This is a genomic window from Candidatus Thiodiazotropha sp. CDECU1, assembly GCF_963455295.1.
Classification (GTDB): Bacteria; Pseudomonadota; Gammaproteobacteria; order Chromatiales; family Chromatiaceae; genus Thiodiazotropha.
The window spans coordinates 2,293,276-2,318,673 of sequence record NZ_OY734020.1 but is presented as its reverse complement, the minus strand read 5'-3'; the positions used below and the strand labels follow the sequence as shown (position 1 = coordinate 2,318,673).

General features: G+C 50.7%; 20 protein-coding genes and 1 pseudogene. 9 read left to right on the top strand and 12 right to left on the bottom strand.

The annotated features are described in order from the left end of the window. The first annotated feature begins 47 nt into the window (after window positions 1-47). Window positions 48-1,160, top strand: coding sequence for a DUF2169 family type VI secretion system accessory protein (locus R2K28_RS10505; RefSeq protein ID WP_316364269.1), 1,113 nt, complete (start codon window positions 48-50; stop codon window positions 1,158-1,160). A gap of 6 nt (window positions 1,161-1,166) precedes the next feature. Beyond that, window positions 1,167-1,352 carry a hypothetical protein gene (locus R2K28_RS10500; protein ID WP_316364268.1) on the top strand — a complete coding sequence of 62 codons (186 nt, stop codon included), beginning with the start codon at window positions 1,167-1,169 and terminating at the stop codon, window positions 1,350-1,352. Here R2K28_RS10500 and R2K28_RS10495 read toward each other — a convergent pair. Next, window positions 1,341-1,826, bottom strand: coding sequence for a GNAT family N-acetyltransferase (locus tag R2K28_RS10495; RefSeq protein ID WP_316364267.1), 486 nt, complete (start codon window positions 1,824-1,826; stop codon window positions 1,341-1,343). The genes R2K28_RS10500 and R2K28_RS10495 overlap by 12 nt on opposite strands. A gap of 187 nt (window positions 1,827-2,013) precedes the next feature. Here R2K28_RS10495 and R2K28_RS10490 point away from each other — a divergent pair, with 187 nt between their 5' ends. Continuing rightward, the gene (locus R2K28_RS10490; protein WP_316364266.1) at window positions 2,014-2,619 is read left to right on the top strand and encodes a YkgJ family cysteine cluster protein; all 606 of its coding nucleotides are present in this window, start codon (window positions 2,014-2,016) and stop codon (window positions 2,617-2,619) included. Here R2K28_RS10490 and R2K28_RS10485 read toward each other — a convergent pair. The 4 genes and pseudogenes from R2K28_RS10485 to R2K28_RS10470 form a co-directional block, all read right to left on the bottom strand. Continuing rightward, window positions 2,616-4,238 (bottom strand): autotransporter domain-containing protein, encoded by a 1,623-nt coding sequence (locus R2K28_RS10485; protein ID WP_316364265.1) that lies wholly within the window; start codon window positions 4,236-4,238, stop codon window positions 2,616-2,618. The two genes, R2K28_RS10490 and R2K28_RS10485, sit on opposite strands and share 4 nt — an antisense overlap. A 51-nt stretch (window positions 4,239-4,289) precedes the next feature. Beyond that, window positions 4,290-4,964: pseudogene (locus R2K28_RS20440) on the bottom strand (choice-of-anchor D domain-containing protein); the annotation flags it as partial. A gap of 394 nt (window positions 4,965-5,358) precedes the next feature. Further along, window positions 5,359-8,028, bottom strand: a complete 2,670-nt coding sequence (locus R2K28_RS10475) for an autotransporter domain-containing protein (RefSeq protein ID WP_316364263.1) — start codon at window positions 8,026-8,028, stop codon at window positions 5,359-5,361. 58 nt (window positions 8,029-8,086) lie between these two features. Continuing rightward, complete coding sequence (locus R2K28_RS10470) at window positions 8,087-11,158, bottom strand: caspase family protein (RefSeq protein WP_316364262.1); 3,072 nt, start codon at window positions 11,156-11,158, stop codon at window positions 8,087-8,089. A gap of 104 nt (window positions 11,159-11,262) precedes the next feature. Here R2K28_RS10470 and R2K28_RS10465 point away from each other — a divergent pair, with 104 nt between their 5' ends. After that, window positions 11,263-12,096 (top strand): alpha/beta hydrolase, encoded by an 834-nt coding sequence (locus R2K28_RS10465; protein WP_316364261.1) that lies wholly within the window; start codon window positions 11,263-11,265, stop codon window positions 12,094-12,096. Window positions 12,097-12,130: 34 nt separating this feature from the next. Here the strand turns inward: R2K28_RS10465 and R2K28_RS10460 are convergent, their stop codons facing one another. Beyond that, window positions 12,131-13,609, bottom strand: coding sequence for a serine/threonine-protein kinase (locus tag R2K28_RS10460; protein ID WP_316364260.1), 1,479 nt, complete (start codon window positions 13,607-13,609; stop codon window positions 12,131-12,133). 217 nt (window positions 13,610-13,826) lie between these two features. Here R2K28_RS10460 and R2K28_RS10455 point away from each other — a divergent pair, with 217 nt between their 5' ends. Continuing rightward, window positions 13,827-14,984, top strand: a complete 1,158-nt coding sequence (locus tag R2K28_RS10455; RefSeq protein ID WP_316364259.1) for an alkaline phosphatase family protein — start codon at window positions 13,827-13,829, stop codon at window positions 14,982-14,984. A 101-nt stretch (window positions 14,985-15,085) separates the two neighbouring features. Here R2K28_RS10455 and R2K28_RS10450 read toward each other — a convergent pair whose 3' ends face one another. Together R2K28_RS10450 and R2K28_RS10445 are read right to left on the bottom strand one after the other, a co-directional pair. Then, the gene (locus tag R2K28_RS10450) at window positions 15,086-15,415 is read right to left on the bottom strand and encodes a hypothetical protein (protein WP_316364257.1); all 330 of its coding nucleotides are present in this window, start codon (window positions 15,413-15,415) and stop codon (window positions 15,086-15,088) included. 37 nt (window positions 15,416-15,452) lie between these two features. Then, the gene (locus tag R2K28_RS10445; protein ID WP_316364256.1) at window positions 15,453-18,692 is read right to left on the bottom strand and encodes a FecR domain-containing protein; all 3,240 of its coding nucleotides are present in this window, start codon (window positions 18,690-18,692) and stop codon (window positions 15,453-15,455) included. Between the two features lie 469 nt (window positions 18,693-19,161). Here R2K28_RS10445 and R2K28_RS10440 point away from each other — a divergent pair, with 469 nt between their 5' ends. Further along, entirely contained in the window at window positions 19,162-19,776 is a 615-nt protein-coding gene (locus R2K28_RS10440) for a cell wall hydrolase (RefSeq protein ID WP_316364255.1), read from the top strand. Window positions 19,777-19,812: 36 nt separating this feature from the next. On the opposite strand, the gene R2K28_RS10435 is transcribed toward R2K28_RS10440, so the two are convergent. Together R2K28_RS10435 and R2K28_RS10430 are read right to left on the bottom strand one after the other, a co-directional pair. Then, window positions 19,813-20,376 carry a beta-class carbonic anhydrase gene (locus tag R2K28_RS10435; protein ID WP_316364254.1) on the bottom strand — a complete coding sequence of 188 codons (564 nt, stop codon included), beginning with the start codon at window positions 20,374-20,376 and terminating at the stop codon, window positions 19,813-19,815. Window positions 20,377-20,555: 179 nt separating this feature from the next. Then, complete coding sequence (locus tag R2K28_RS10430) at window positions 20,556-21,494, bottom strand: DUF3179 domain-containing protein (RefSeq protein WP_316364253.1); 939 nt, start codon at window positions 21,492-21,494, stop codon at window positions 20,556-20,558. Between the two features lie 407 nt (window positions 21,495-21,901). Between R2K28_RS10430 and R2K28_RS10425 the strand changes: the two genes are divergently transcribed. After that, window positions 21,902-22,459 (top strand): C40 family peptidase, encoded by a 558-nt coding sequence (locus tag R2K28_RS10425; RefSeq protein WP_316364252.1) that lies wholly within the window; start codon window positions 21,902-21,904, stop codon window positions 22,457-22,459. Between the two features lie 90 nt (window positions 22,460-22,549). Further along, the gene (locus tag R2K28_RS10420) at window positions 22,550-22,921 is read left to right on the top strand and encodes a hypothetical protein (RefSeq protein ID WP_316364251.1); all 372 of its coding nucleotides are present in this window, start codon (window positions 22,550-22,552) and stop codon (window positions 22,919-22,921) included. A gap of 147 nt (window positions 22,922-23,068) precedes the next feature. Here the strand turns inward: R2K28_RS10420 and R2K28_RS10415 are convergent, their stop codons facing one another. After that, a complete protein-coding gene (locus R2K28_RS10415; RefSeq protein WP_316364250.1) occupies window positions 23,069-23,518 on the bottom strand; it encodes a phage tail protein in 450 nt (149 codons plus the stop codon). Window positions 23,519-23,529: 11 nt separating this feature from the next. Next, window positions 23,530-23,994, bottom strand: coding sequence for a phage tail protein (locus R2K28_RS10410; protein WP_316364249.1), 465 nt, complete (start codon window positions 23,992-23,994; stop codon window positions 23,530-23,532). 222 nt (window positions 23,995-24,216) lie between these two features. Here R2K28_RS10410 and R2K28_RS10405 point away from each other — a divergent pair, with 222 nt between their 5' ends. Next, the gene (locus R2K28_RS10405) at window positions 24,217-25,383 is read left to right on the top strand and encodes a GGDEF domain-containing protein (protein WP_316364248.1); all 1,167 of its coding nucleotides are present in this window, start codon (window positions 24,217-24,219) and stop codon (window positions 25,381-25,383) included. Window positions 25,384-25,398: the final 15 nt, after the last annotated feature.

Sequence of the window (25,398 nt, the reverse complement as noted above, 5' to 3'; positions counted from 1 at the left end):
TTGAGCCATTTTCCATTCACCGCATAGTTCAATGAGAAAAAAGTAATATGGAATTGCTCAATGCCACACCAATGCAGACAGGGTATACCATGAGTATGCTGCCCGATGCTCACGAGCTGCTGGTGATCGTAGTGAAAGGCACTTTCAAGATACCGGAAAGAGGCGGGCAACCTGATTACATCGAGCCACAAAAACAGCTTGTGGAAGCCGATGTGTACACCGGTGAGCCTGGTTTCTCAGCACCGCTCTATGAGCTCGACTATGCACCCTTTAAACGACACTGTGATGTCCTCTTGGCTGGTAGTGCATATGCACCCAGAGACAAACCGACATCCAGGGTTGAAGTAACCCTGCGATTGGGGCCCCTGTTTAAATCATTCGCCGTTTGCGGCGATCGCTTCTGGGAGTCGGGTAACATTGCCATCCGTCCTGGCTACTCGGGTATCTTTGACAGAATGCCAATCAGCTATGATCGCGCCTTTGGTGGCATCGATAATTATCACGACAATGAAAATAAGCACAGCGCATTCATGAAAAACCCGGTAGGCAAGGGATACCATCAACAGCTTGGCAGGTCTTTCGTTAATGGATCACCGATGCCAAACACTGAGGAGTTGCAGCGACCAGTCAGCATGCCCAATGGGAACTATGCACCAATGTCATTCGGCCCGCTGGGAAGGTGCTGGCAGCCGCGGCTGCAACTGGCCGGAACCATCGATCAGGATTGGGTGGAGAATATCTATCCCTTACCACCTGCAGATTTTGATGCTGGCTATTTCCAGGCCGCACCCGTTGATCAACAGATTCCCTATCCTCAAGGCGGTGAGCGGGTCTTCCTGGGTAACTTGACTCCGGAAGGCCACACCAGTTTCACCTTGCCCGAGTTGGATGTGCCGGTTGTTTTCTTTTACAAAAAGGGCGAGAGCGTTAAAAAGAAAGCGGTGATGGATACCATTGTGCTGGAACCCGATCAGGGCCTGTTTACCATTACTTGGCGTGCCTTCACGCCGCTTAAAGAGAATATACTCGAGATACCCCAGGTGTTGGTTGGAAGAAAATCTCGCGGCTGGTGGCGTGCACGCGAGTTTGGAAAAACCTACTACCCATCACTGGATCATATGATGCGTGACAGAAAGAAACGCATAGATCCAGATGAGTAAGCCGTTATGTCACCACAATCTTGGATCCCCCTGCTGTTTTTGGCCATTGGCGTCTATCATGCGGTGACGGCTTGGCAAGAGTATCAGCGCATGGGTAAAAAAACGCATACACCGCTTTTCAAGGCGAAATCGCGAGTTGCTGGGATTTTTATTGTTCTGGCGCTGTTCTTGTTTGCCTATCTAGCCCTTTAACGCTAATGTCGATCGGTAGATTCCCGGGCTTGAGCCGGGGATCTCAACTGCATCTGCAATCTTGCGATAGAAATCCACTGTGCCCGCCATACCAACTATCGCATAACCATAACCTTTCATACGCATATCCATCAGGCATGATTGGGCCAATGAACGGCCGATACCATTGCCACGCGCTGATTCAATGACACCAAGGGGACCAAAAAAACCAAGTGCGGTAGCGTCATAACAGGCAATCCCAAGCAGTGATGAATCACGTTGCGCAATAAAACAAGAGCCAGGGGTATTGTTGAGTGCCTGTTGAATCTCCCCCAGCCAGGTCTGCGGAAAGTGCTTTTCCGCCCAAGCCAGAATAGCTCTCTGATCAGGACCGATCGGTTTACGGATGGTCACCTGTTGCTGCGCCTGACGTGAGATAAAACTCCAATCGATCTCCATGTCATAGAGCTTGATAAGCATGTCATTATTTGCCATCTTTACAGTCCTGTTAACGCTTAACAAAAGATCCTGGATTGTGACAGACATAACCCCTCAAACTGAGACAGTAGACGCAGAGCTTCGTATTGGCAACCACAGCATCCGATTCTCTGCTCAATTTACCAACGAAACGATTCATCTTCACGAACTGCTTCCATTTTTTCAGAATATTACAGATAAAGTAGTGGAAATCGCGATTGTAGAGGTGAGTGAGAACGGCAAACGGATATCTTGTCGCAGCGGTTGTGGTGCCTGTTGTTCTCAACTGGTCCCCGTCAGTAAGGCAGAAGCCACGACACTGCTGGATCTCGTGGAGTCCATGCCAGATGAGAGGCAGGCTGAGGTGAGGTCAAGGTTCGCAAAGAGTATGGCCGTATTGGATGAAACGGGTTTGCTGGGCGAGCTGGACAAGGCTGCTCTCGCTCATGACAAGGAGCGAATCAAGGCGATCGGCCTGGCCTATTTTGAACTCAACCTGCCATGCCCGTTTTTGCAAAATCAATCCTGTTCGATACATCCTCATCGACCCTTGAGTTGTCGGGAATTCCTGGTCGTTTCTGATCCTGCCTATTGTGCCAAGCCCGATCCGGCGGTGGTGGAAAATGTAGTATTGCCTAAAAGAGTCTCATCGATTCTTTACACCCTGAGCAGCAAGGACCCGGACATGGATGCGGGATTCATACCTTTGGTCAAGCTGCTGGCAGATGCAGCGTCGATTCGCATCGGACAACCGACTCCTGCACCTGCCATGGAATGGGTGAATCGCTTTCTACAGCGTCTCAGCAGCTAAAACTCCATGCGCATCCCGGCGCTGATGGTATGGGCGGTCCATTCGCTGTGGGAGAGGATGGTACCGAAATCGATGAAACCGACCACCCCATTCTGGAACTGCGCCGATGTGCCAAAGCGTAACCGCAGGTAATCCCGATCCGGATCGTCGGTCTGGATGTCAATACCCAAGCCGGCAGGATCCTCGACAAAATATGCGGTGATGATCTGGGAGTCATCCTCGAACTCATGCATCCAATCGAGCCTGGCATAGGGGATGAGGACGCCCCAGTCAGCGCTGTGGGTGTAGGAGACCTTGCCGCCCAGGTTGAGGGTCAGCCAGCGTTGATCGGTTCCATCCACCCGGGTGGCCCAACCGCCGCCATCAGCCGTGGGATCGGACACCTCTTCGGTAAACCCGTCGACATCGGACTTGATATACTCCAGATCGGCACGGGGCCCGAAGGACCAGGGGCCACGGTTGAAATCGTAGCCGGAGCCGACGAACAGGCTGATCGTGTCACCGTCGTAGTCCGCCTTGAGGTTCTGACTGACATCAGCCAGGCCGTCCAGGGTGTAGACGATACTGCGCTTCTGGTCAAAGTCATTGGCACCGACAGTGGCGGAGAAATCCACAAAGTAGTTCTGCGGGCTGTAGTAGGTACCGAACAGGCTCAGGCTGACGCCCTGGGTATCCAGGTCACCGGCATCGTTCTCCAGTTCGGCTTCGGTGTCGCTGAAACCGATCGCACCGCCGAGAATAAACTGGTTGGTGATCCTGTAGTCCGCACCGATAGTGATGCCTGCGGTATCGAAGTCGAGACCCGACTCGAGATCGGTCTCATCCCGCTCGCCGGTAGCGACATCACCGGTCACGAAGACCCCCAGCCTCGATGCCAGCAGCTGATTGTCGGCACTGGCGCCACCACCACGACGTCCTGCGTCCCGGTAGGCCTTTGCAATCATGTCAATGGATAGCGTCTGCTCATCGATCTGCAGGTCGAGCCCCTTGAAGGAGAGGCCCCTGGCACCGGCACGCAGGGCGGAGATACGTGTCCCCAGGTTGCGTATCTGGGTCTCACTGCCTTGACGGGAGGTGGTATTGGCCTTGATAGCGGTTTCGGGGTTGACTTGAAACAGCGCCAGCTGGGTATTGGTGTCACCATCAATGGCCGCACCCACCACCGCATTACAATCCTCCTGCAGGCGATCACTGAGTCTGCCGCTGGGACAGGCCTCGGCAATGACGTCAATCAGGGAGAGAATGTTGGGGTTGTTGCCACTGAAGGGTATGAGCAGATCGGCAACCGGATTGGTGCTGGTGGCAGCCTCGGCACTGCCCGAGAGGACGATTCTGGATATACCGGCACTGGTATCGATGTTCAGGGCGCCCGTGGCTGCGCCAGATGTCTGGGGTGTAAAGACAACCTGGATATCACAACTGGCGCCGGCAGCGATCCCGGTTCCGCAATCGTTGGTCTGGCTGAAGTCGCCCTCGGTGGTGATCGAGTTGACCGTGAGAGGGGTATTGCCCTGATTCGTCACCGTTACCACCTGAGGTTGGCTGGATGTGTCGACAGTGGTGTCAGGAAACGATAACGCTGTATCAGAGACGACGAGATCAGGTGCAGTGCCTGTCACGCTCAGGGTAATGTTTTCTACGATTGCTCCTTGTGGTCCCGTCGCGTCAACTGCCAACGATTCTGAAGCAGTTCCAGTCGTTGTAGGTGTCACACTAACCATGATCAAACAGCTGCTGTTCACGTCAAGATCTGAGGGGCAATCATTTGTTTGGGCGAAAGGTGCTGTGGTGGTGATTGTGTTGATACTCACCGATGCGTCACCGGTATTGGAGAGAGTCACTGGTACCGAACTACTGGTACTGCCTACTGTAACTGAGCCGAAATCCACACTGCCGGGAGAAAAAGAGAGGCTGCCAATCTGACTCGACTGCCCAATGCCCGATAGTGCCACAGTGGCTGTAAATGGAGTAATGCCATCAGACCCAACAAAGTCTAATTGACCAGTATTTGTGCCGGTAGTCTGGGGAGAAAACGCCACACTGACGGTACACGACTGACCATCCGATAAACTGAGGTCATTGATTATCATCGGGCAATTGTTGGTGATACTGAAATCCCCACTCGCCGCGATCGTATCAAAAGAAATAAGATCCGAAGTATTGTTGTTGGTGAATGTTACTGTCGTGACCCCACCGCTGGTACCGACCGTAACAGTGCCGAAATCAATAGAAGTTGGCGCCACAGTATATACTGCATAGGCGGTTACGGAGTTGAGTGCGAGTAGAAGGGCAGATAAATAAAGTAGTGATTTAGATATCAGCCTCGATGGTTGAGTGTCCTTCATGCAGTATACCATTGTCTATACTCCCTGATGTTATGTGCTGCTCTATGTTGCCGGTCAACAGGGCAATAAATTACCTACCCACCTGATACTCCATACGCCTGTTTGGCGAGGATGCTGGATTCTTTGGACAGCGAGGATGAAGCTGTCAGCTGAACGTTTCAGCCGGATTACAGAATGATGAATAATCCTCTAAATCCCATTGCATCAGCGCCCAATCATGCCATGCTCTAATTGATAAGGAAACATGATTTTGAGGGTGTGGCCGACCTCAATGCCAGATGTGGCGAGGCCCCGGCATGGATGCGGGATTCATACCTTTGGTCAAGCTGCTGGCAGATGCAGCGTCGGTTCGCATCGGACAACCGACTCCTGCACCTGCCATGGGTAGGGTGAGCTAAAACTCCATGCGCATCCCGGCGCTGATGGTATGGGCGGTCCATTCGCTGTGGGAGAGGATGGTACCGAAATCGATGAAACCGACCACCCCATTCTGGAACTGCGCCGATGTGCCAAAGCGTAACCGCAGGTAATCCCGATCCGGATCGTCGGTCTGGATGTCAATACCCAAGCCGGCAGGATCCTCGACAAAATATGCGGTGATGATCTGGGAGTCATCCTCGAACTCATGCATCCAATCGAGCCTGGCATAGGGGATGAGGACGCCCCAGTCAGCGCTGTGGGTGTAGGAGACCTTGCCGCCCAGGTTGAGGGTCAGCCAGCGTTGATCGGTTCCATCCACCCGGGTGGCCCAACCGCCGCCATCAGCCGTGGGATCGGACACCTCTTCGGTAAACCCGTCGACATCGGACTTGATATACTCCAGATCGGCACGGGGCCCGAAGGACCAGGGGCCACGGTTGAAATCGTAGCCGGAGCCGACGAACAGGCTGATCGTGTCACCGTCGTAGTCCGCCTTGAGGTTCTGACTGACATCAGCCAGGCCGTCCAGGGTGTAGACGATACTACGCTTCTGGTCAAAGTCATTGGCACCGACAGTGGCGGAGAAATCCACAAAGTAGTTCTGCGGGCTGTAGTAGGTACCGAACAGGCTCAGGCTGACGCCCTGGGTATCCAGGTCACCGGCATCGTTCTCCAGTTCGGCTTCGGTGTCGCTGAAACCGATCGCACCGCCGAGAATAAACTGGTTGGTGATCCTGTAGTCCGCACCGATAGTGATGCCTGCGGTATCGAAGTCGAGACCCGACTCGAGATCGGTCTCATCCCGCTCGCCGGTAGCGACATCACCGGTCACGAAGACCCCCAGCCTCGATGCCAGCAGCTGATTGTCGGCACTGGCGCCACCACCACGACGTCCTGCGTCCCGGTAGGCCTTTGCAATCATGTCAATGGATAGCGTCTGCTCATCGATCTGCAGGTCGAGCCCCTTGAAGGAGAGGCCCCTGGCACCGGCACGCAGGGCGGAGATACGTGTCCCCAGGTTGCGTATCTGGGTCTCACTGCCTTGACGGGAGGTGGTATTGGCCTTGATAGCGGTTTCGGGGTTGACTTGAAACAGCGCCAGCTGGGTATTGGTGTCACCATCAATGGCCGCACCCACCACCGCATTACAATCCTCCTGCAGGCGATCACTGAGTCTGCCGCTGGGACAGGCCTCGGCAATGACGTCAATCAGGGAGAGAATGTTGGGGTTGTTGCCACTGAAGGGTATGAGCAGATCGGCAACCGGATTGGTGCTGGTGGCAGCCTCGGCACTGCCCGAGAGGACGATTCTGGATATACCGGCACTGGTATCGATGTTCAGGGCGCCCGTGGCTGTGCCAGATGTCTGGGGTGTAAAGACAACCTGGATATCACAGCTGGCGCCGGCAGCGATCCCGGTTCCACAATCGTTGGTCTGGCTGAAGTCGCCCTCGGTGGTGATCGAGTTGACCGTGAGAGGGGCATTGCCCTGATTCGTCACCGTTACCACCTGAGGTTGGCTGGATGTGTCGACAGTGGCGTCAGGAAACGAGAGCTGGGTCTCGGATGTGGCCACGTCAGCAGTGGTGGCAGTCACACTGAGATCCACGCTACTGGTAACAGTCTGACCAGCATCGGTCGCACTGATTTCCAACGAACCCGTAAGGTCACCCGCCGTTGTAGGCGCCGCCATCACCGAGATTGTACAGCTCTGGTTAGCGGTGAGCGTGGTAGGGCAATCGTTGGATTGCGTGAATTCACCGACACTCGATACCAGTACATCCTGGAGCGATGCATTTCCCATATTCGTCAGTGTTACTGTTTGCGCGCTGCTGATCGTATCTACAGGCGTATCGGGGAAACTGAGCGTTGTTGTTGATGTGCTCATGACACCGCCTTGAGCATCTGCAGCCAGCGAGACAGTCTGGGTAGTCGTCCCTTGGGGGCCGGTACCACTTGCGGTCAGTGTCCCGGACTGTGGTCCCAGGGTTGTGGCAGTGACATTCACCATAATGGTGCAATTGGTGCCGGCAGCGAGGGATGCCGGACAATCGTTGGTCTGAGCAAATGGCCCTGTGGCGTCGATGGTGGAGATATTCACGGCGGCATTGCCGGAGTTTGAAAGTGAAACGGGTACTGATTGACTGGATATACCCACTGGTACCGCGCCTAGATCCACACCATTGCTGCCGATAACCAAGTCGCCTCTCAGGCCGGTGCCGGAGAGTGGAACACTTGCAGTGATTGGTAGAAAACTCATCCCGAGTACGATTGAGTGGTCAAACCCGTTAAACGTCAAGGTGCCGACTGCTGGACCTGAAGTAGTCGGGTTGAACATGACGTCGACGGTACAGCTCGTCAATTCATCAAGAATTACCGGACAGTTGTTGACTATTGAGAAATCCCCGGTTGCAGTGATTGAAGTAAAATCGATAACATCCGTGGAGTTATCGTTATTGAATGTCACTGTCAATACGCCGCTGCTGTTACCGACGCCTATGCCACCAAAGTCCAAGCTTGCAGGCGTTACGCTGTATATCGCGAATGCACTCATCGAGTACAACAGCAACAGGAGTGCGGAGCTATATCGCAATGAGGTGACAAAAAGCTTGCGTACTCGAGCGTTATTACCACAATCAGCCATTAGATATCCTCCCCGGATTTTTTTAATTTCTTTTTGTTGTCAGCCCTTGAGGAGCTGATCAACCCTGCGGTATGAAGAAGAACTCACCTGCTTCATGTCCCCCGTGTTTTATTGGCGCGTACTCAGGTATCTGGTCAATGCCAAATTTCGAAGCTGTCTGCTGAACCTCTTTTGCCAGATTACGGAACAATTTATAGGCTTCCAAAATAGATTCATTTTCAGCCAGAGTCCTGAGAAACGACTTGGCGAATACCGAGTGCTGCCCACCACCCTGATCGAGAACAGGTTTCAGGCCCCCAGAGGTCAATACCGTACGCGACCTTGTCTTTGCCATCACCTTTAGCCATTTGGTCTTGACCTCATCGGACATCCCGGACTCCAGTCGCGCCATGGATGAACGTGTAAGGGAGCCGGAATAACAGGAGTCGGCAACCACAAGGATATGCTTTGCCGACATCGCGTTCAGAATATCGGTGATGGCGATATTCGAGATCCAGTTGGCGGTGCTGTTTGGTTCGGCATCAACAGGTAACCAGTAGCCGCGAAGGTTTACTCTGTCCAGTTCACCATGACCTGCGTAATAGATCAGCAGATTGTCGTTTTCAGTCAGGGTCTCACGCAAGTTATTGAGTGCAGAAAGCATGTCATAACGAGTGGCATCAATCAGCGTGGTGGTCTGGAATCCATATTTTGTGCGCAATAATTCTGCGGTCTCCCGCGCATCGACACTGGCGCTCAGAAGGCTGGGGAAGTGACTATACTGATTGTTGCCGATCACCAGCGCATGATAGTTGCCGAAGTCCACTTGGCCGGCGATACGTCTGGTGGTTTTGCTGGTATCGCTGGAGGTATTCAGCTGCTCCTCTCCGCTAGAGGCATAGCGCAGTTTTGGAATGAGCAGAAATTCGAGACTGGTATGTTGCCCCTTTTTATCCACAGCGACCATTTTCACTGGGGTCTGCTCTTCCTCTACTTTGATAGTGGTTGAAAAGATACCCAGAGTGTCGGGTGATTCGGTTTTATCGTTAACCGTGAAAGAGAGCAGGCCAGCCGGCGCCACAACCCGGCCGGTAATTTTCCGTTCCTTCGCCACAGAGCGTAAACGGACACTTGGAATGCCGCGGGTAAGGGCAACCGGCGGGTCGATGATTTCTATAGTGGGGCCGGACACCAAACTTGCCTGTTGATTGGCGTGCAGATTGGCCAATTGGGCTCTGTATCGTAATGCTTCCGCCTGATAACGGTCTATTTTTATCTGTTGTTCTTGGATCTGATCCAGATAGGTCTGTTCGGATTTGCGCAAACGTGTGACCTCGGCTTCCTTGCGTGCGGCAGCTGTCTTGGTGGCAATAAGCTCTTTCTGCGTCTTGCGTAACAGCGATTGTTGGCGGGCAAGGTCAGGATTAATTTTTGCCAGTTGCGCCTGATTTGTATCGAGCTGCTGCTCTGTCTGCTGCAGTTTTTGGCGCAACTCCGCGATCTGGCGCTCCTGCTTCGCCACATCACCCTGTAATGTGGTTTGCTGGTTGATCTTTTCCTGTTCCAGTGAGAGCAGGCGCTGTTGGTAGCGATTCAGCTCTTCTCTGAGTTTTGTGACAGCTTCTCCCTGTTGGCCCATAGTGCTCTCACGACTACTCAGATCCTGTTGCAGGCGCACTACCTGCTGTTCGAGGCTGATACTGTTGCTGGTTGCCTCGTTCAATGATTTTTGTGCCAACTCCAGTTGCCGGCGCTGTTCGGCTAGCACCGGTTGATTCTTCTCGATATCCGCAATCGTCAGGTCAAGTTGAGACTGTGTCTGATCGAGTTTCTGTTTGAGTTGGCTGGCCTTGCCGGTTTGAACCTTCAACGCCTCTTGTAGCTGGGCCTTTTCCTGGGATGAGAGGCGCAGTGCCTCGTTCATCTTTGTCTGCTGAGTGGAGAGGGATGACTCCAGGTCGACGATCTTGCGCTGTTGTGTGAGTACCGCCTTCTCCTGTTCGGACAGTTGCGCCTGCAGTGTGGTGAGCGCTTCAGTCTGCGAGACTTTGGATAGTTTCTCTTTTCGGCTCAACTCTGAGCGCAGCGCCTCCAGCTCGGACTCGGTGGAGGCGAGTGATGCCTTTTTGTTCAGCAACTGCTGGTTGGTCTCATCCAGCTTGCGCTGCAGTATCGCAGCCTGCTTACGCTGTTGTTCGGTTTCCAGCTGAGACTGTTTGATTGCACTATCCATCTCACCCCGCTGCTCGCTGAGGGCCTTTTCCAGGGAGGCTATCTGGGTGCGCTGTTGCAGGGCCTGTTTTTCACTCACGACCAGTTTGGATTTGAGCTGTTTTAATTCCGGACCGGCAGTGTTGAGAGTGGGGGAGGTTGTCATTGTGGGTTGAATCACCGCTTCCGCCCTCAGCGTGGTCAGACGCTTCTCCGCTTTCGCCAGATTAACCCTTTCTGCTTTCAGCTGTTTGCTGGTGCTCTTGAGCTGCTTGCGCAGCTGTTCTGTTTCAGATTTCTGTTGTTGTCTCTCCTGTTTCAGAAGACGTAGCTCTTTTCGCTCCGCCTTGGAGATCTCCACCGCAGAAGAGAACTGCAGATTGTCATCCTCCAGACCGGAGGCTTGGCGATACCAATTGAGGGCCTGAGCCAGATCCTTCTTCACCCCAAAGCCCTTTTCATAGAGAAAGCCCAGATTGATGCGTGCCCGGGAGTTGCCCTGGTCTGCCGCTTTGAGGTACCAGGCGGCGGCAGTCTTATAATCAGGCTCGATTCCGAGACCCTTCTCATAGATCTCACCCACATAGTTCTGCGCTACAGGGTCTCCTTCTTTGGCCTGAGGCAGCCAGACGCGCAGGGAGGTCCGGTAGTCAGCCCGGTCAAAGGCCACATATTCGCCGCCTCGAATCTCACACTCGGAGGCAGTGGTTTTGACCGGCCGTCTGGGTGAAAGATAGGTCATGTTTGCGCCCAGCTTGCGTACCTGGCCAGGTAACAGGCAGTCGACAATCAGAAATTTGTCCGGATTGCCGCTGACAGGTGCTGCCGCATCATCGCTAATCTGCCTGGTACTCTGGGTCTGGCAGCCGGAAAGGGCTAACAGGGCAGTGAGCAGGGTGCTGACGATCAGCGGTACGGGTTTTATATTGGGTGTATTCATACTGGAACAACGATGTAACATGGTATATCCAAACCTAATAATATTGCTTCTCGATTAAGAATAGACAATTCAAATCCCTCTGGAAATGGTTTAATCGGGTATCTATGACATATTCACGTATTTGCTGCATTGCAATATGGGCCCTGCTCGCCGCCTGTACCACCCCCAGTGAACGCTTTGACGGAATGGCGCAGGAACAGGGTTTCCATAGAACAGAGGTGGAGGGAGGGGATTTTTCCCATGTCATCTACGATAACGGCAAACTGGGCACATCATCGACCCTGCATGTCTACCTGGGGGGAGACGGCACACCTTGGATTGGCGGATTCATCATCGCCAGCGATCCTACACCGAGAAGGCCTGTAACACTGAAATTGATGGCAATGGATAAATCACCCAGTCTTTTTCTTGGGCGACCCTGTTACCATGGCTATTCTGATCGTCACCCCTGCACCCCCGATTACTGGACTTCAGCACGCTACTCTGAGGATGTGATCGATAGCATGGCCAGGGTGCTGCGGAAGATCATGGCTGAGTACGGGCATACAAATCTCCATCTGGTGGGATTCAGTGGAGGAGGGGGCTTGGCCATGCTTATGGCTGAGAAATTTCCTGAGACTCAAAGCATCGTCACCATAGCCGGTAACCTGGACGTTGAGACCTGGGCTGATCTGCATGGCTACGATCCCTTGGAGGGGTCAAAGAACCCTAAGTCGATATCGCCTTTGCCCACAACAATCCGGCAGTATCATCTGGCGGGGGGCAAGGATAGTAATATACCTCCAGGGATAATTCGCGATGCTTTGATCAATCAACCTGACAGTCGCTACATACTGTTCGAGGATTTTACTCACATTTGCTGTTGGGAAGAGATATGGCAAGCTGTATTGGCTTGTGTGGCTGATCGATGTGAAGGGAGTCACCTGTCGCCGCGGTAACTACGATCTTGGCAGCGTCTGCGTAAAGGGTTTTTTATAAATCACTCTGTAACTTTTTTAATCCCTGATGCTCGGGCAGGGCATCAAGGCCTTTTTCCAGCAATGACTTACCCGCTTGAATCTCTTTTGACTCGATCAAGTCTCTCACCTGTTGTTCAAGAAGATCGCCTACTTGCTGTAGGCCTTCGGTGGCCTGCTTGTTGTGTTGATGCATGATCAATATCTGATGATAGGCATCATAGGCGCTGCTACCCGGCGGCTCCAGAAGTCGACCGACAAGCATATGCACCTCAGCGACCTCGAGAATATTCTCAATCCTCTCCCGCATCTCTGGTTCCAGTGATGATGTCTCCTCTAGTACAATTTCTGGTTGAAGATCTCCATTTTGCCCATTGAAGAGCAGCGAGCCGGTGGTGATGACAAGCAGCAGGACTATCGCTACAGCCGCCGGTATGGCCCATTTGGGAAGCGCACTGTCCCTCCCCGGGCGGGGGCCGGACATCTCTTTGAGGAACTCTGTCGCGTTACGGGTCCGTTTCTCCCGATCGAACTCCAATCCATGGATAATGGCATTCCAGATTTCCTTCGGCAGCTCCTTGGGGCGTTTAGGCTTGAGATTTAGATCCCGCGCATAAGTTGCCGGTTTACGATCGAAGGGATGGCTTCCTGCCAGCAGCTCATAGGCAACCACCGACAGGCCATAGACATCATCTCTCGGATCCGGCTCACCATACTCCAGCATTTCACAACTGGCATAGGTTGGGGTCAGGGCGCCGAGGGAGCCGGGATCGAAGATTGTGGCATCCTCTGCCGGGCGATCGGCTCTTTTGGCAGCCCGGGCGATGCCGAAATCCACCACTTTGACCACGCTTTTCGAGGTCAGAAACACATTGCCCGGCTTGAAGTCGGAGTGAACGATACTCTCGGAATGGGCGTAGGCAAGTGCGCGGGCCATCTGTTCGATAATCGAGAGGACCTGTTGGGTCGGCAGGGTGGCCGGACGAAGACGCCTGATCAGCTGATCGAGAGGTTCGCCCTCCAACAGCTCCATGGTCATGAACACATTGGGACCATCCCGGTCGAAATCGTAGACTGTCACGATATTGGGGTGTGCCAGCTGTTGCGCCTTCTTGCTCTCCCGCTGCAGGGCAATGAAAGAGTCCGGATTGGCCTGAAAATCCTTCGACAATACCTTGACTGCGATATAGGGGTCCCGGTCCATCGCCTCGACCTTGCGCAAATCCCTGGCCTTGTAGACCACCCCCATGCCACCCCGTCCCAGCATCTGTTCAAGGACAAAGCGGTTTTTCAGTACTGAGCCGATGCCTACTACGCTGGAGGTTGAATTTGCCAGCTCTTCAGAGACGGCGGTCAATGCTTCAGTGACACTCTTTCCTGGATCGGTAATAGGTGTTGTTGGGCCGGTATGATTTTGGTTGCCCGTGCTGCCGGTCGTGGCGATGCGTGTCGCTTCATCGTCAGGTGCGGGATGATCGTCATCATGTGTAGCCACTAACCTTGAATCCTCTCTAGAAATCACATAAAGGGCTATTAGTCGCAAATGATAAGGCATTGGGCATGTCGATCATAGCCTTTGTAAGATTTGGGAATACAAAGTGATTGGATTACAAGTTATATATCGGCTGTATCTTCATTTTGAACAATATGAAAGAATTCCTGAAAATGTACAATGATTCATCGTGTATCAGCATCCACGATCGGTAGGTATTATGCCATTACCCGACTATAACGGCGGCAGTATTGTCAATCTGATGGCTTCCTTGCAGAGGGCGATGGGTGGTGACCGCCACAGCTACCCACCGCTCGATCTCCTGGTATCCACGCCACTCGGGTCCTACCGTAAAATCCTACTCTGGGTGGTGGACGGTCTGGGAGCCAACTATCTTCGAGCTCATCCTGAAGCCGAGACGTTGAATGCGCATCTCAAGGGTGCGATAACCTCTGTTTTCCCCCCGACTACCGCTAGTGCCGTGACCACCTTTCTCACCGGCGACGCACCGCAGCAGCATGGCCTCACCGGCTGGCATATCTACTTCAGAGAGTTGGGCGCCATATTGGCTGTACTGCCTGGCTGGCCAAGATATGGTGGCGTCACCCTGGGACAGGCGGGCATCGACACCCAGGCCTTGCATGGGCACACCCCATTCAGCGATAAAATCGCTTATGACTCAGTCATGGTGTCTCCGGCCTATATCGCCGATTCGGACTTTAATCGGGCCCATCTCGGCAGGGCGCGCCTGGTCAAACACAAAAACCTGCCGGATCTCACCAGCCAGATTGCAGATCTGCTCCGCCATGGGGATGAACGCTATCTCTATGCCTACTGGTCAGAGCTGGACAGCATCGGTCACAAGTCGGGCATCTGGAGCGATGAGGCCAAGCGCCATCTGCTGGAGATCGATCAGGCTTTCAGTAGTCTATTGGCGCAATGTCGAGGCACAGACAGCCTGATCATCATCTGCGCAGACCATGGCCAGATCGATACCCAACCCAGTGACAGGATTTCACTCGACGACCACCCGCAATTACTGGAAATGCTCAGCCTGCCATTGTGTGGTGAACCGCGTGCAGCCTATTGTTACCTTCGACCTGGTTGCGAGAATGCCTTTGATGACTATGTAAAAAGCGAGTTGGACGGAAAAGCGATCGCTTATCGATCTAAAGAGTTGATAGAACAGAATTGGTTTGGTTTGGGGTCACCGAATCGCCAATTGTCATGGCGCATTGGTGACCGTCTGCTGTTGATGCAGGCGAATTACGTGATCAAGGATTGGCTAGCTCAGGAGAAGCGATACAAATTGGTTGGTGTACATGGAGGATGCAGCAGTAATGAACTTCATGTTCCATTAATCATTTCAGAAATGTGATTAGCATAGACCAGACTACACTCGAAGTGAGCTTCTGGATACAGATATTAATTAAACCTTCACTCATATCCTTATGGGTGAAGAATTAACTAAGTGAACTATTAAAATAGACAGACGTTATATGCCTTGCCATTAACAATTACGAAGCATGACCCTTTTGCTTCGATTATTGTGTGGACATTGACTATTGCTTTAACAGGTAAGGGTTCCTCTGGGAGGTTTAAAACTTTAGGTTCAACAGCTTTTCCATTCTTGTCTAGTACTTCAAGTTCGCCAGTCTTAGCGTTAAACTGAATAGAATACACAAACCTGTCTTTTGATGTTGAACAAGGGTCTTTGCAAGGTTTTGTGGGCATTTCGGCGCAGGCAGAAAATGTCGTTGCAATAAAAACAACCAGGGTATGAGTTATAATTTTACTCAAATGCTTCATTTCGATGCTCCTCTTAGGGGAAGTTACTAAGTACAAATTAACGGAAAGATATGGATATCTGCCCAAAAAAAGTACGCTCTGGGCTTAGTGATGAAGGTGACGCAGATGTTTCTACAGCCAGGCTGTCATAGCTGTTTCTATCTTCATAATCGAATTCTTCATCAAACATATTTTTGACACCTAACGAAATAAGTCCATATTTGTCAGGCAAACGATATGAAAGAAGCAGATCTGTTAACCAGAATTCGTCCTCTGCCTCTTGAGGAGGTTCCGCAAAGGTGCTTCCCTGGAAGTCCCCTTTCTGGTCGATGTAGGTTGTCGTTAGTCCGAAAATAAAACCTGATGGATGATAATAATTAATAGCGATCGGTAAACGATGAGTCTCTAACTCAAGCACGCCATCTGGCGATAGGCCGCTATATTCAACCGCACTGATATTTGTTGCGGAGTCCAATTTACTGAAATCATATTCGAAACTAAGGCTTACATATTTTTGAGGTGACCAATTGAGCCAGGCATTAGCACTGGATTCATCAAATTCAACATCGAACATGGAAGAATTGAATGTGCTTAAGTCAATTAAATCAAATGGAGTTTCACCTCTACGATGCAATCCTCGAATGCCAGCAGTTAGGGTCGGCATGAAATCGTGGGTCAAGCCCAATCCGTAATTCCAAGTGTCTGTCTGACGGAATTCATCATGAATCTGATTGAATCCTGCTATATGAGTCGGCTCCAGTGTTTGATAATACGATGCCGCTATAGAACTTGAACTTGATCTGAATATAGCAGCATGTAGTTTAGACTTTTCAGTGAGCGACCATTGAGCTCCCAATTTAGGAAGAATAATAGTTTCCTTTTCTGAAAATATCTCACTCGTGTTCCGTACAGCAGCAATAGCAGCAGTAACATGAATTATTTGAGAGGGCTGATAAAAATAATAACCGTAGAGTCGCGACTGTTTCTCTGTGATATTATTTTGCAATGTGCAATCTGGATAAGGTAGCAGACAAGGGAGCGGAGAGAAATCAAACGTGCTTGTGCTGCTTAGTTTGTCTTGATTAAAGTTTACACCACTAATGAATCGATGTGATCCGGCATTATGCAGGAATTGTAGATCATAGATATTTAGCTTCGCATCGCTATTTCGGCTAACGGTTTCAGTTGGTGAGGATGTTAGAACCGCACCTTCTATATCCGTTTTTTTACTTGAGAATAGAATTTGGGTGTTGCTAGAAAATGCATGACTTAAACCTATCCTGTAATTCGTAACATCAATTTCGGCGCGCAAGCTTTCATCATTTAACAAATCGGGCAGCAATCTCTGAGCCACATCACCTTTAATTACTTCGTCCTGGTTTATTTCAACCTGGATTGAGGTAGCATCAGATAGAGCATATTGGCCAAATAGATTGTAAATATCCTGTTCATAATCTGCATTCGGCCGGAAGCCATCAGTCTCTGTATGATATTGCCCTATGCTGAAAGCAAAGCGATCATGCAAGCCAGCAAGAATAGCATCGTTACCCCAAGTTCCTTCCTCAGCAACGGATCCATCAAATTGAAAAGCCAAGCCGTTTCGTGTAAAGAGCGGGTTGTATTCATTGTATGACAGTTCTCCGGGCCCATTTCCATCGAGCAAACCCAAGTTTGAGTTGCTCATCTGTGGCTGCAATGGGTCGAGATTGAGGGGCTGAGTCATTTTCGACTGCAGCAATTCACTCTGTCTGGCAGCATCAAGGTTGGTAAGGCCTGAGTAACTGTCCGCCAGCAATCGATGGGCGGAGTGGTTGCTTGGATCCTGTGCAAGTGCTTCGGTTGCCTGATAGCGTGCTTGTTGTTCGAAATCCAGATCATTATAAATTCTACCCAGCGCCACATTACGTGCGGCCTCATCTTTGTCCAATAGTTGCCTAGACCGGTAGACACCCCGATTATTATTCAGGTCAATTGCACGCTTTTGTGCCAGTAGTGCCCCGACCGGATCATTGTCAGATTGGAGCAGTATCGAGTCATAGAACCAAGCAGTCGGATCATTCGGGTCAAGTGACTTGGCCATGTCAAACTGTTCATAGGCTAGACAGTTACACTTTTCTTCAGAATAGGCTTTGCCTAAATAACTGCGCAGCAAGGCATTGCTTGGATTGAGAAGTACAGCCGTTTCAATCTCTTCACGACCCATACTAAGAGCGCCTTGGCGAATTTTTAATAAGCCCAATCCCAGTCGAGGTAGTGGTGATGCGGAATCAAGTGTTATAGCCTCATCAAAGGCTTTTCTGGCAACTGTCAAGTCGACATCCCGTAGTGAAGAAAAACCTAAAACCGTATGTGCAAGCGATAACTTGGGATCTGTTGCGACTGCCTTGGTGGCGACTTCACGAGCACTACTGGCATCATTTGTCATTAACAGAACTTCTGCAAGACGCGCCTGAGTCAATGCGCTCTGCGGCGCCAGTTCTGCAGCCTTCTTGCTATTGGCCAGTGCGGCGGGAATGTCGAACATGGCCTGATCGACATAGGATTGCGCCATATAGGCGGCAGCTGACTGACTATCCTCTTGAATAGCCTGTTTTGCCAGTTCTGCCGCCTCAGTCAGTCGGTTTTGCACTATCGCCTTGACCGCATCCCGGGCCAGGGTATCGGCTTTACCGGGGACTTCAGGAAGAGGAGGGTAGTAGAGCGCCCAGGCAACCGCATCGAAGGGTCTTGCGATTTCGATCCGAACCGGTTGTTGATCGGCTGCTGCACGGCCGGCCTGATTTGCGCTCAATTCGATTGAACCGGCCTCGTTCCTGGCCACCACCACGCCTTCCAGGACGATCACGTCGGTAGCTTCGTCCTCGATGCGGACGACAAATTCCGTACCCTCGATGGAGGCGTTTACATAGGGGGTTTTGACTTCGAGACTCTCTGGTGTGCGGCTGATGAAGTGTACCGCACCGCGCAGCAGGTCCAGCAATGAGTGCGATGTCTTCTCGATCTGAGAGAATGTCAACGAAGAGTCGGCATCGAGACGCAGCAGGGTATCGTTAGTCAAGCGAACCGCTGCTTTACCGTCGCGGTGTGTTCTAAGGGCATCCCCTTTGCAGAACTGATCGTCGAGTACCGCTTGTTGCCATTCGTTTTGACCGGCACTTTTCTTCTCAACACTCCCTTGCTGGGAGACCAATTGAGCGACATGCTCGCATTCCGCTGAAAAGGATTGGTGCGAAAAGGCCAAGCTGAAAACAAGAAAAGAGTATCTCGCAAGCATTGTAATGCGTTTGCAATGCTGCATATCGGTCCCCTGCTATGATTTTTATATATCCAGCAATTGGCTTGTATAGAGCTACCTATTCAGCCAATTAATTTTCTACATGATATGAGGTATATAGTAACGAAAATTTATAAATATGCGAATTTATTTCATATTTGCCAAACCTGTTGGCCCGGTTTTTTAAAGTAGATTATTTCTTAAGTGTATTAACTCTTTCTCCCGCCACAGGATTGATCCCCTAGAATCCATAAAAAAGCCAACAAACCAATATGTTATGAGGCTCATACCGTCGGAATATTTTACGCCTGCTGCTATTAATTACATTAAAATTTGACGGTAAATATTTAATATAACGATGTTAAGATAGTTCTGGCCTGAGTTATGCATTTATTTAATAAAAACATCCTGTTACGGCAAAAGGTGAAAGAAAAGCCGACATTGCTGCTTCATTGAGCTTGAGCAACAAGCCAGTTTTTCATTAACGATAACAATGCAAACCACGACCCTTCAGTCCGATCTGAATGACCGCTATCTACTCAAGGTACTGCTCTTACTGCTCAGTATTTCATGTGCGAGCCATATCATGGCTGGTGAGGACGTGAGTCAAAAATCACTGGAAGAGGATCTCCTGCACTGGCTCTCTCTGTATCGACCCGCCGAGACAGTTGAGATCTCAGAAGAGATTGCGTGTCTGGCACAAAATATCTATTTTGAAGCACGCAGTGAATCAGAGCAGGGACAACTTGCGGTAGGTCATGTTGTCATGAACAGGGTTGCCCACAAACGCTATCCGGATTCAGTCTGCGCTGTGGTCAAGCAGGGGGGAGAGAGAAGGCGCCATCGCTGCCAATTTTCCTGGTGGTGCGATGGACGTTCAGATCAGCCCATGAACCAAAAGGCCTGGCAGCAATCACTGCAACTGGCCAGAACAATCCTTGCGGGCGATACCAAGGACCCAACAGACGGCGCACTCTGGTACCATGCGGATTATGTCAATCCGGAGTGGAGCTCGATACTGGTGTTAGGCAAAAAAATCGGACAGCATCTTTTCTACTTGAGCAAGAAACAACCTGTGTTTGCCTTGAATACATCATCTGGATCGTAATTCGTCATTGCCCAATTGCAGATGCTGTCCGGTTTATCAGTCGGGCATCGGGACTTCTATCAGCTTTCCGGTATTACAGTTATAAATATATCCATAGATCGGTATCTCTTCGGGTACCAAAGGGTGATTGCGTATCCTGAGCACATCCTCGACCACGCTTTTTGCGTTATCCGATATTGTCAGCCAATTGATGAATTTGCCTTCGATTGAACCGCTGCCATCAGCGGAATCCTGCCAACCACTGGCGTCAATGGTGGCTGTCTTGAGGCTGCTTGCAAGCAAGTCACCCATAATTTCATTGGTGAATGTCAACATGCCGCAATCTGTGTGATGGATAACAAACCACTCTTTAGTGCCAAGTAATTTATACGATATGACAAGAGAGCGGATGGCATCGTCACTTGCCCTTCCTCCAGCATTGCGTATCACATGGGCGTCACCTTCAGAGAGGCCGGCAAACTTTGCCGGGTCAAGCCTTGCATCCATACAGGTCAGGACCGCAAAACGACGACCCGGTGGCATGGGAAGCTCGGATTTGTCACCAAAATCTTTTGCATAGGCTGCATTTGCAGTTAAGACTTCATTTCGTACTTTGCTCATCGTTCATCCCCCAAATGCGATTATAATTAATAACCATCATCAACGTTTGACAAACATATCGCACTACTTTTTATCTATATTTTATAGGGTAATTCGACAATAACAAGTTACCCCGCAAGAAGCGGAAATGGTGGATTGGTATTACCAACAGTAAACATCCTCACTATACTCCTGGATGTTTATTCCATCTGAAACAGTTGAGTATCCGGGTGAAAGGTATACCAGGCAAACCAGAACGCGGTTATTGTCGGTATCGTCGTGCCTTCAGAGTCCTGCGCAGTGGCTGTTTCATGATCGATATCGTATTCGATTTCAATTATTTGACCACCCACACTGTCATTTATCCTGCCTGATGTTTTGGCCAATTCGGCAAATGGATAGGCCTTGCTGACACCACCGATATTCACACCCAGTACCCGTTCCTTGGGATGGTAACCCTGTGCGGCGAACTCCACAGGGAAATAGATCGCGCGATTTTTCTCGTAGTCACCATATGGCGATCGTCGGTAGTTGCGCGAATATCCAGTATCTTCGGATAAAACCTGCGTACGTGGATAACGCTCTACCCAGTCTGACCAGCTGGTGTGGCGCAAGGCAATTGGCTGTAGCCGATTGCCTTTGAATTTACCGCTGATGGCCTGCATTTTGATCTGTGACCACAACGACTCTGTATCCCGGTCATATAACAACATATCGCTGTTATAGAGCAATCCCGAGACACCGAAGCTGAGTTGTTTATCGTTCTGTTCTGCCTTGAATGCTATACCCGTGCCACAGAGCGGGCAGAAGGTAATAGCGATGGACTGACTGCCAAAACGATCGTTGACAATCTCGTGCCAATTCATAATGGCGATGGGATAGGCTTTGATATGTCCATTGTAAGAGAGACCGAGCACACGATCCTCAGGCACCAGGAAATCGACCTTGTCGGCCGGTATGAATTTGGGTTTGTCAATGGAGGGTATTCCATCTTTGGGAGGGCCGCCAGGCAATATATTCTCGTTTGGCACCAAGGCATCGGTGACATCAAAACCGCCTTTATAACTCTTTGCAACGGCCTGCCCCAGGGACAGTCCGATGCTGAAGAAGAGTACGATAAAAACCCTGTAAAATTTCATGATTATTTATACTTGTGACATCATTCGCCTATCAGATCCATGTCTACCTTGGGTTGCAGGGTTTTTTAGGCCCGCATGTCAGGCATGTCTGTTCATTTGCGGCCTCACGATTGTGCTATCCAAGCCAACCCCATGAAATTGCTCACTGCTACCTGTGTGAGCAGATGATTCACAATAGGGTATACGCAGCCGGTCAGGATTTGGATTCATATAGAATGATTGCCGGACAAAGAGTCGTTTCATTCATCAGGCATTAAGCTACCATTCAGGGTTAGGCCGCTAAGGTGCATATTGTAAGGATACATCTGTGGGTTAATTGACACTTTCCACATTCTCACGTGTCAATATTTGGCTATATTATTAAGCAAGTAAGTTTTCTTTCAATCAGGAACTGAGAGGTTTGCATTTTGCTTGAGTCACAGTCTGCATATACAGTGCGAGTCAAAAACAATATATGCTACTGCGGTTGGCGGTCTTTTCTGATTGTTTTCCTGGTACTGGTTGTCAGTACACTGTTCACGGGTTGTGCCACAGTATCGAAGCCGGCAGCAAGCAAAGCTGAAAACACCAGCGTCCACAAGCAAAACATTTCAATCAAAACCGCTCACCCGGTCATCGAAATAGCAGAAAGGCTAAAAGGCAAACCCTACCGCTATGGAGGCGTTACGCCAAAAGGCTTTGATTGCAGTGGTCTTGTCCATTACGCCTATGGAAAAGCGGGACTGTCTATCCCAAGAACGACGCGGGACCAATATCGAGCATCTCAGCGACTGCCGATCGAGCATGCGAGACCCGGCGATCTACTTTTCTTCAAAATAAATTCACGTAAGTTGTCACATGTGGGTCTCTATACTGGAAACGGGCGATTCATCCATGCCTCGACAACAAAGAAACGTGTTGCTGAAGCCTCTCTTGACGACCCCTATTGGCGCAAACGATTGATAGGGGCAGGTCGGGTTCATTGATCATTGTCTTCCTTGAAATAACAAAACCCTATATTATTAGCGGATATTTATCTCAACAGGACATGTGCTCTAATCCTACGGAAGTTAACCATGCATAACCAATCGATAATCTACATATTGCTCTTTCTTGTCACCGGTTCATTTGCGTATGCCGGAGAAGCGGATGTGGTTGATGTGGAGGTGAGAAAACGTGGACCGAACCTGTATGACATTTCCGTCACGGTCCAGCATCAGGATGCCGGCTGGGATCACTATGCAAATCGATGGGAAGTATTGGATGAGAAGGGTGCAGTGATAGGCACAAGAACCTTGCATCATCCCCACGTAAACGAGCAACCATTTACCCGCGTCCTGCCTGGTCTTACAATTCCAGCAGATATAAAAACAGTCACTATTCGCTCACACGACTCTGTTCATGAATATGGCGGTAAGACCATCACAGTGGGATTGCCATTGCAATGATTTCAGTATTGGGAAAATGATAGTCGCATCAGGAATAAGCATGGCGGTTCAAGCTCGGTTGGACGGATAAATGAGAAAGTTAGTCAAGTTGTTGAACAAGCCTATTGGTGGCAAGCTCAAAGAGATTCTACACGCCTCTTCATGGTTTCATTCGATTATCAATCCTTCATGAACAACCTCAACGGTCTCTATGGCTATTTCACTTGAGTTGGCATTTAAGTCGCCAGTTGTGTAATTGGAAACCCAGGCATTACGCAGTTTCCAGGTAAATACCGTATCGTTGTCCTCATTCAGCAACTCTATGGTGATGTTACGCTGACCGCTACGGCCTGAGTTGGCACTCTGGGTGATCCATTCAAACAGGTCGAGGGAACCGATCAAGCCGCGTTTTAAGGTTACTGGTGCATATTTAGTCAATCCAGGAATCTTGACTGGGGTGTTGCTGCGGTTGTTACCGGCCCGGTACTCAATCACCTGAACCTCCATGGAGAGGCCGCTGACCTCACTGAATCCAGCCTGGACAGCATGAGGGTCACTGCCCTCAATTGAGACCAGGAAATTGAAGGCACCATAGGGTGTTTCAGATTGTATGGCCATGAAGTTCTCCTCTAAGTGAGATCGGATTTGTTTAACCAGCTTAAAGAGCGGTAGCAAAGGGTCATGGTTTCATAGGCTATATCTGGATTCATGGCATCGAAATCCGGACCCTGCCAGGTGTGTATCCAACAGTCGAAGAGGCGCCAACAATTGACTGTGGCATCGGTGTGTTGGTCGAACTGGATAATCGTCAATGTACGCAGATCCACTATGCGTTCCAGGTTGGCACTATGCCAGTCATAGAAAAAATGGTCATGATCAAGCGCCCGTCGCAGCTCAGCACGGTGGGTTTGGAATTTATGGGATAAAAGTCCGAACAGGCTCCTCATGGAAGAGGAGCAGACCCCGTTTTTCAAGGAAGAACCCATGCCTGCGATACGTACGAATGCAACGTCCCGTCGGGAACAATCGGGTCTGGGGCTGTCTATGTTTACCGTGAATCGGTTGTTCAGCAGCGGTAACATTTGATCGGACATTAGTTGTGCCAATACTCCCTATTGGTAGCCAAAGGTGGCGGAATTAAGTTCCTGTTCAAACAAGGCTAGCAGCTGTTCATGTGATGTCAATCGGTCGCGGTGTTCCTATATCTTTCCTGTTCATGGACCAGATAATCTTCTATCATGGAGTGTGCGAGGGAGCGCGCCTTATTCTAGATTCTCTTCAAATCACGAGCCATTCTCAGAGCTGTATGTCCACGCATGATACTCGATATCCCTACCATGTATTTCGTCAGTGTAATTACCAACGTGGCGATGACCATGGCGGTAATGATCGTTGCCCTGCGTCAATTCATTCCTGGTCTGTCACAGCTTGCCTGGGGCCTGGTCGCCAATAGCGGCTATTATCTGGTGGTGGGTGCGCGGGGCAAGATTCCGGATCTGCTGGCCATTGGCTTGGGCAACACCCTCGGTGCGTTGGCATTGGCCCTGATTCTACAGGCGGTGCTTAACTGGCGTCGCGCCCGCATGGCGCCCATTCTCTATTTCACGCCGGTTGTCCTGATGCTGGTAGTCAGCCTGATATTAGTTGAAGATCGTGAATCAAGGCTCATACTCGCTTCATTTATATTATGCTATCAAATTGCCTTGATTCTATGGGCGTTACACCGGCCTGGCAACAAGATTGTGGGACGAGGCCGCATGATCATGGCGATCACACTCATGGTGGGGATGGCTAGCATGGCCTATCGGGGCATGGCGCTATGGTTCGGCTGGCATGAGGTTACCCCCTTCCAGTCCAGGGATTCCTTGAATACCCTTTTCTACATGATTAACTACCTGGGCATGATCTTCCTGGCCTTTGGATTTGTCTTGGGCTCGGTAGAGCAGAGTGCGGAGGTTAATCGTCGTATCGCCAGGGAGGACCCTCTGACCGGACTGGCCAACCGTCGAGCTCTCTTCGAGGCCATGGACAGGTTATTTGCCATCGCCGGGGCTTCAGGGCAACCGTTAAGTTTAATGATCATCGATGTCGATCACTTCAAACAGGTCAACGACCGTTTCGGACACCAGGTGGGCGATGCCGTATTGCAACAAGTGGCAGAGACAATCAAGCAGCGCCTCCGTGGCAATGACATTGTAGGGCGGATTGGCGGCGAGGAGTTTCTGGCGGTGCTGCCTGATACACCACCCAATGGCGCGATGCGTGTAGCAGAGGAGTTGCGTCAAACCCTGGCGGCAAAGCCTGTGGTTAAGGAAGGACATGAGATCGAAGTGACCATAAGCATCGGCCTGTATTGCTCAGAGCGTTTGACGTCCACGGAGACGACGGATGCAATGATAGCTACAGCCGATGAAGCACTCTATAGGGCCAAGACCAAAGGCCGCAACAGGATTGAACTTGCTGAAGTATCGACGGGCGCATAGGCTTGAGGTCAGCCT

Excerpts from the sequence above, each read along its gene's own strand:
- R2K28_RS10505 (WP_316364269.1), top strand. The coding sequence starts at position 48 with ATGGAATTGCTCAATGCCACACCAATGCAGACAGGGTATACCATGAGT.
- R2K28_RS10500 (WP_316364268.1), top strand. The coding sequence starts at position 1,167 with ATGTCACCACAATCTTGGATCCCCCTGCTGTTTTTGGCCATTGGCGTC.
- R2K28_RS10495 (WP_316364267.1), bottom strand. The coding sequence starts at position 1,826 with ATGGCAAATAATGACATGCTTATCAAGCTCTATGACATGGAGATCGAT.
- R2K28_RS10475 (WP_316364263.1), bottom strand. The coding sequence starts at position 8,028 with ATGGCTGATTGTGGTAATAACGCTCGAGTACGCAAGCTTTTTGTCACC.
- R2K28_RS10470 (WP_316364262.1), bottom strand. The coding sequence starts at position 11,158 with ATGAATACACCCAATATAAAACCCGTACCGCTGATCGTCAGCACCCTG.
- R2K28_RS10465 (WP_316364261.1), top strand. The coding sequence starts at position 11,263 with ATGACATATTCACGTATTTGCTGCATTGCAATATGGGCCCTGCTCGCC.
- R2K28_RS10455 (WP_316364259.1), top strand. The coding sequence starts at position 13,827 with ATGCCATTACCCGACTATAACGGCGGCAGTATTGTCAATCTGATGGCT.
- R2K28_RS10450 (WP_316364257.1), bottom strand. The coding sequence starts at position 15,415 with ATGAAGCATTTGAGTAAAATTATAACTCATACCCTGGTTGTTTTTATT.
- R2K28_RS10445 (WP_316364256.1), bottom strand. The coding sequence starts at position 18,692 with ATGCAGCATTGCAAACGCATTACAATGCTTGCGAGATACTCTTTTCTT.
- R2K28_RS10440 (WP_316364255.1), top strand. The coding sequence starts at position 19,162 with ATGCAAACCACGACCCTTCAGTCCGATCTGAATGACCGCTATCTACTC.
- R2K28_RS10435 (WP_316364254.1), bottom strand. The coding sequence starts at position 20,376 with ATGAGCAAAGTACGAAATGAAGTCTTAACTGCAAATGCAGCCTATGCA.
- R2K28_RS10430 (WP_316364253.1), bottom strand. The coding sequence starts at position 21,494 with ATGAAATTTTACAGGGTTTTTATCGTACTCTTCTTCAGCATCGGACTG.
- R2K28_RS10420 (WP_316364251.1), top strand. The coding sequence starts at position 22,550 with ATGCATAACCAATCGATAATCTACATATTGCTCTTTCTTGTCACCGGT.
- R2K28_RS10415 (WP_316364250.1), bottom strand. The coding sequence starts at position 23,518 with ATGGCCATACAATCTGAAACACCCTATGGTGCCTTCAATTTCCTGGTC.
- R2K28_RS10410 (WP_316364249.1), bottom strand. The coding sequence starts at position 23,994 with ATGTCCGATCAAATGTTACCGCTGCTGAACAACCGATTCACGGTAAAC.
- R2K28_RS10405 (WP_316364248.1), top strand. The coding sequence starts at position 24,217 with ATGATACTCGATATCCCTACCATGTATTTCGTCAGTGTAATTACCAAC.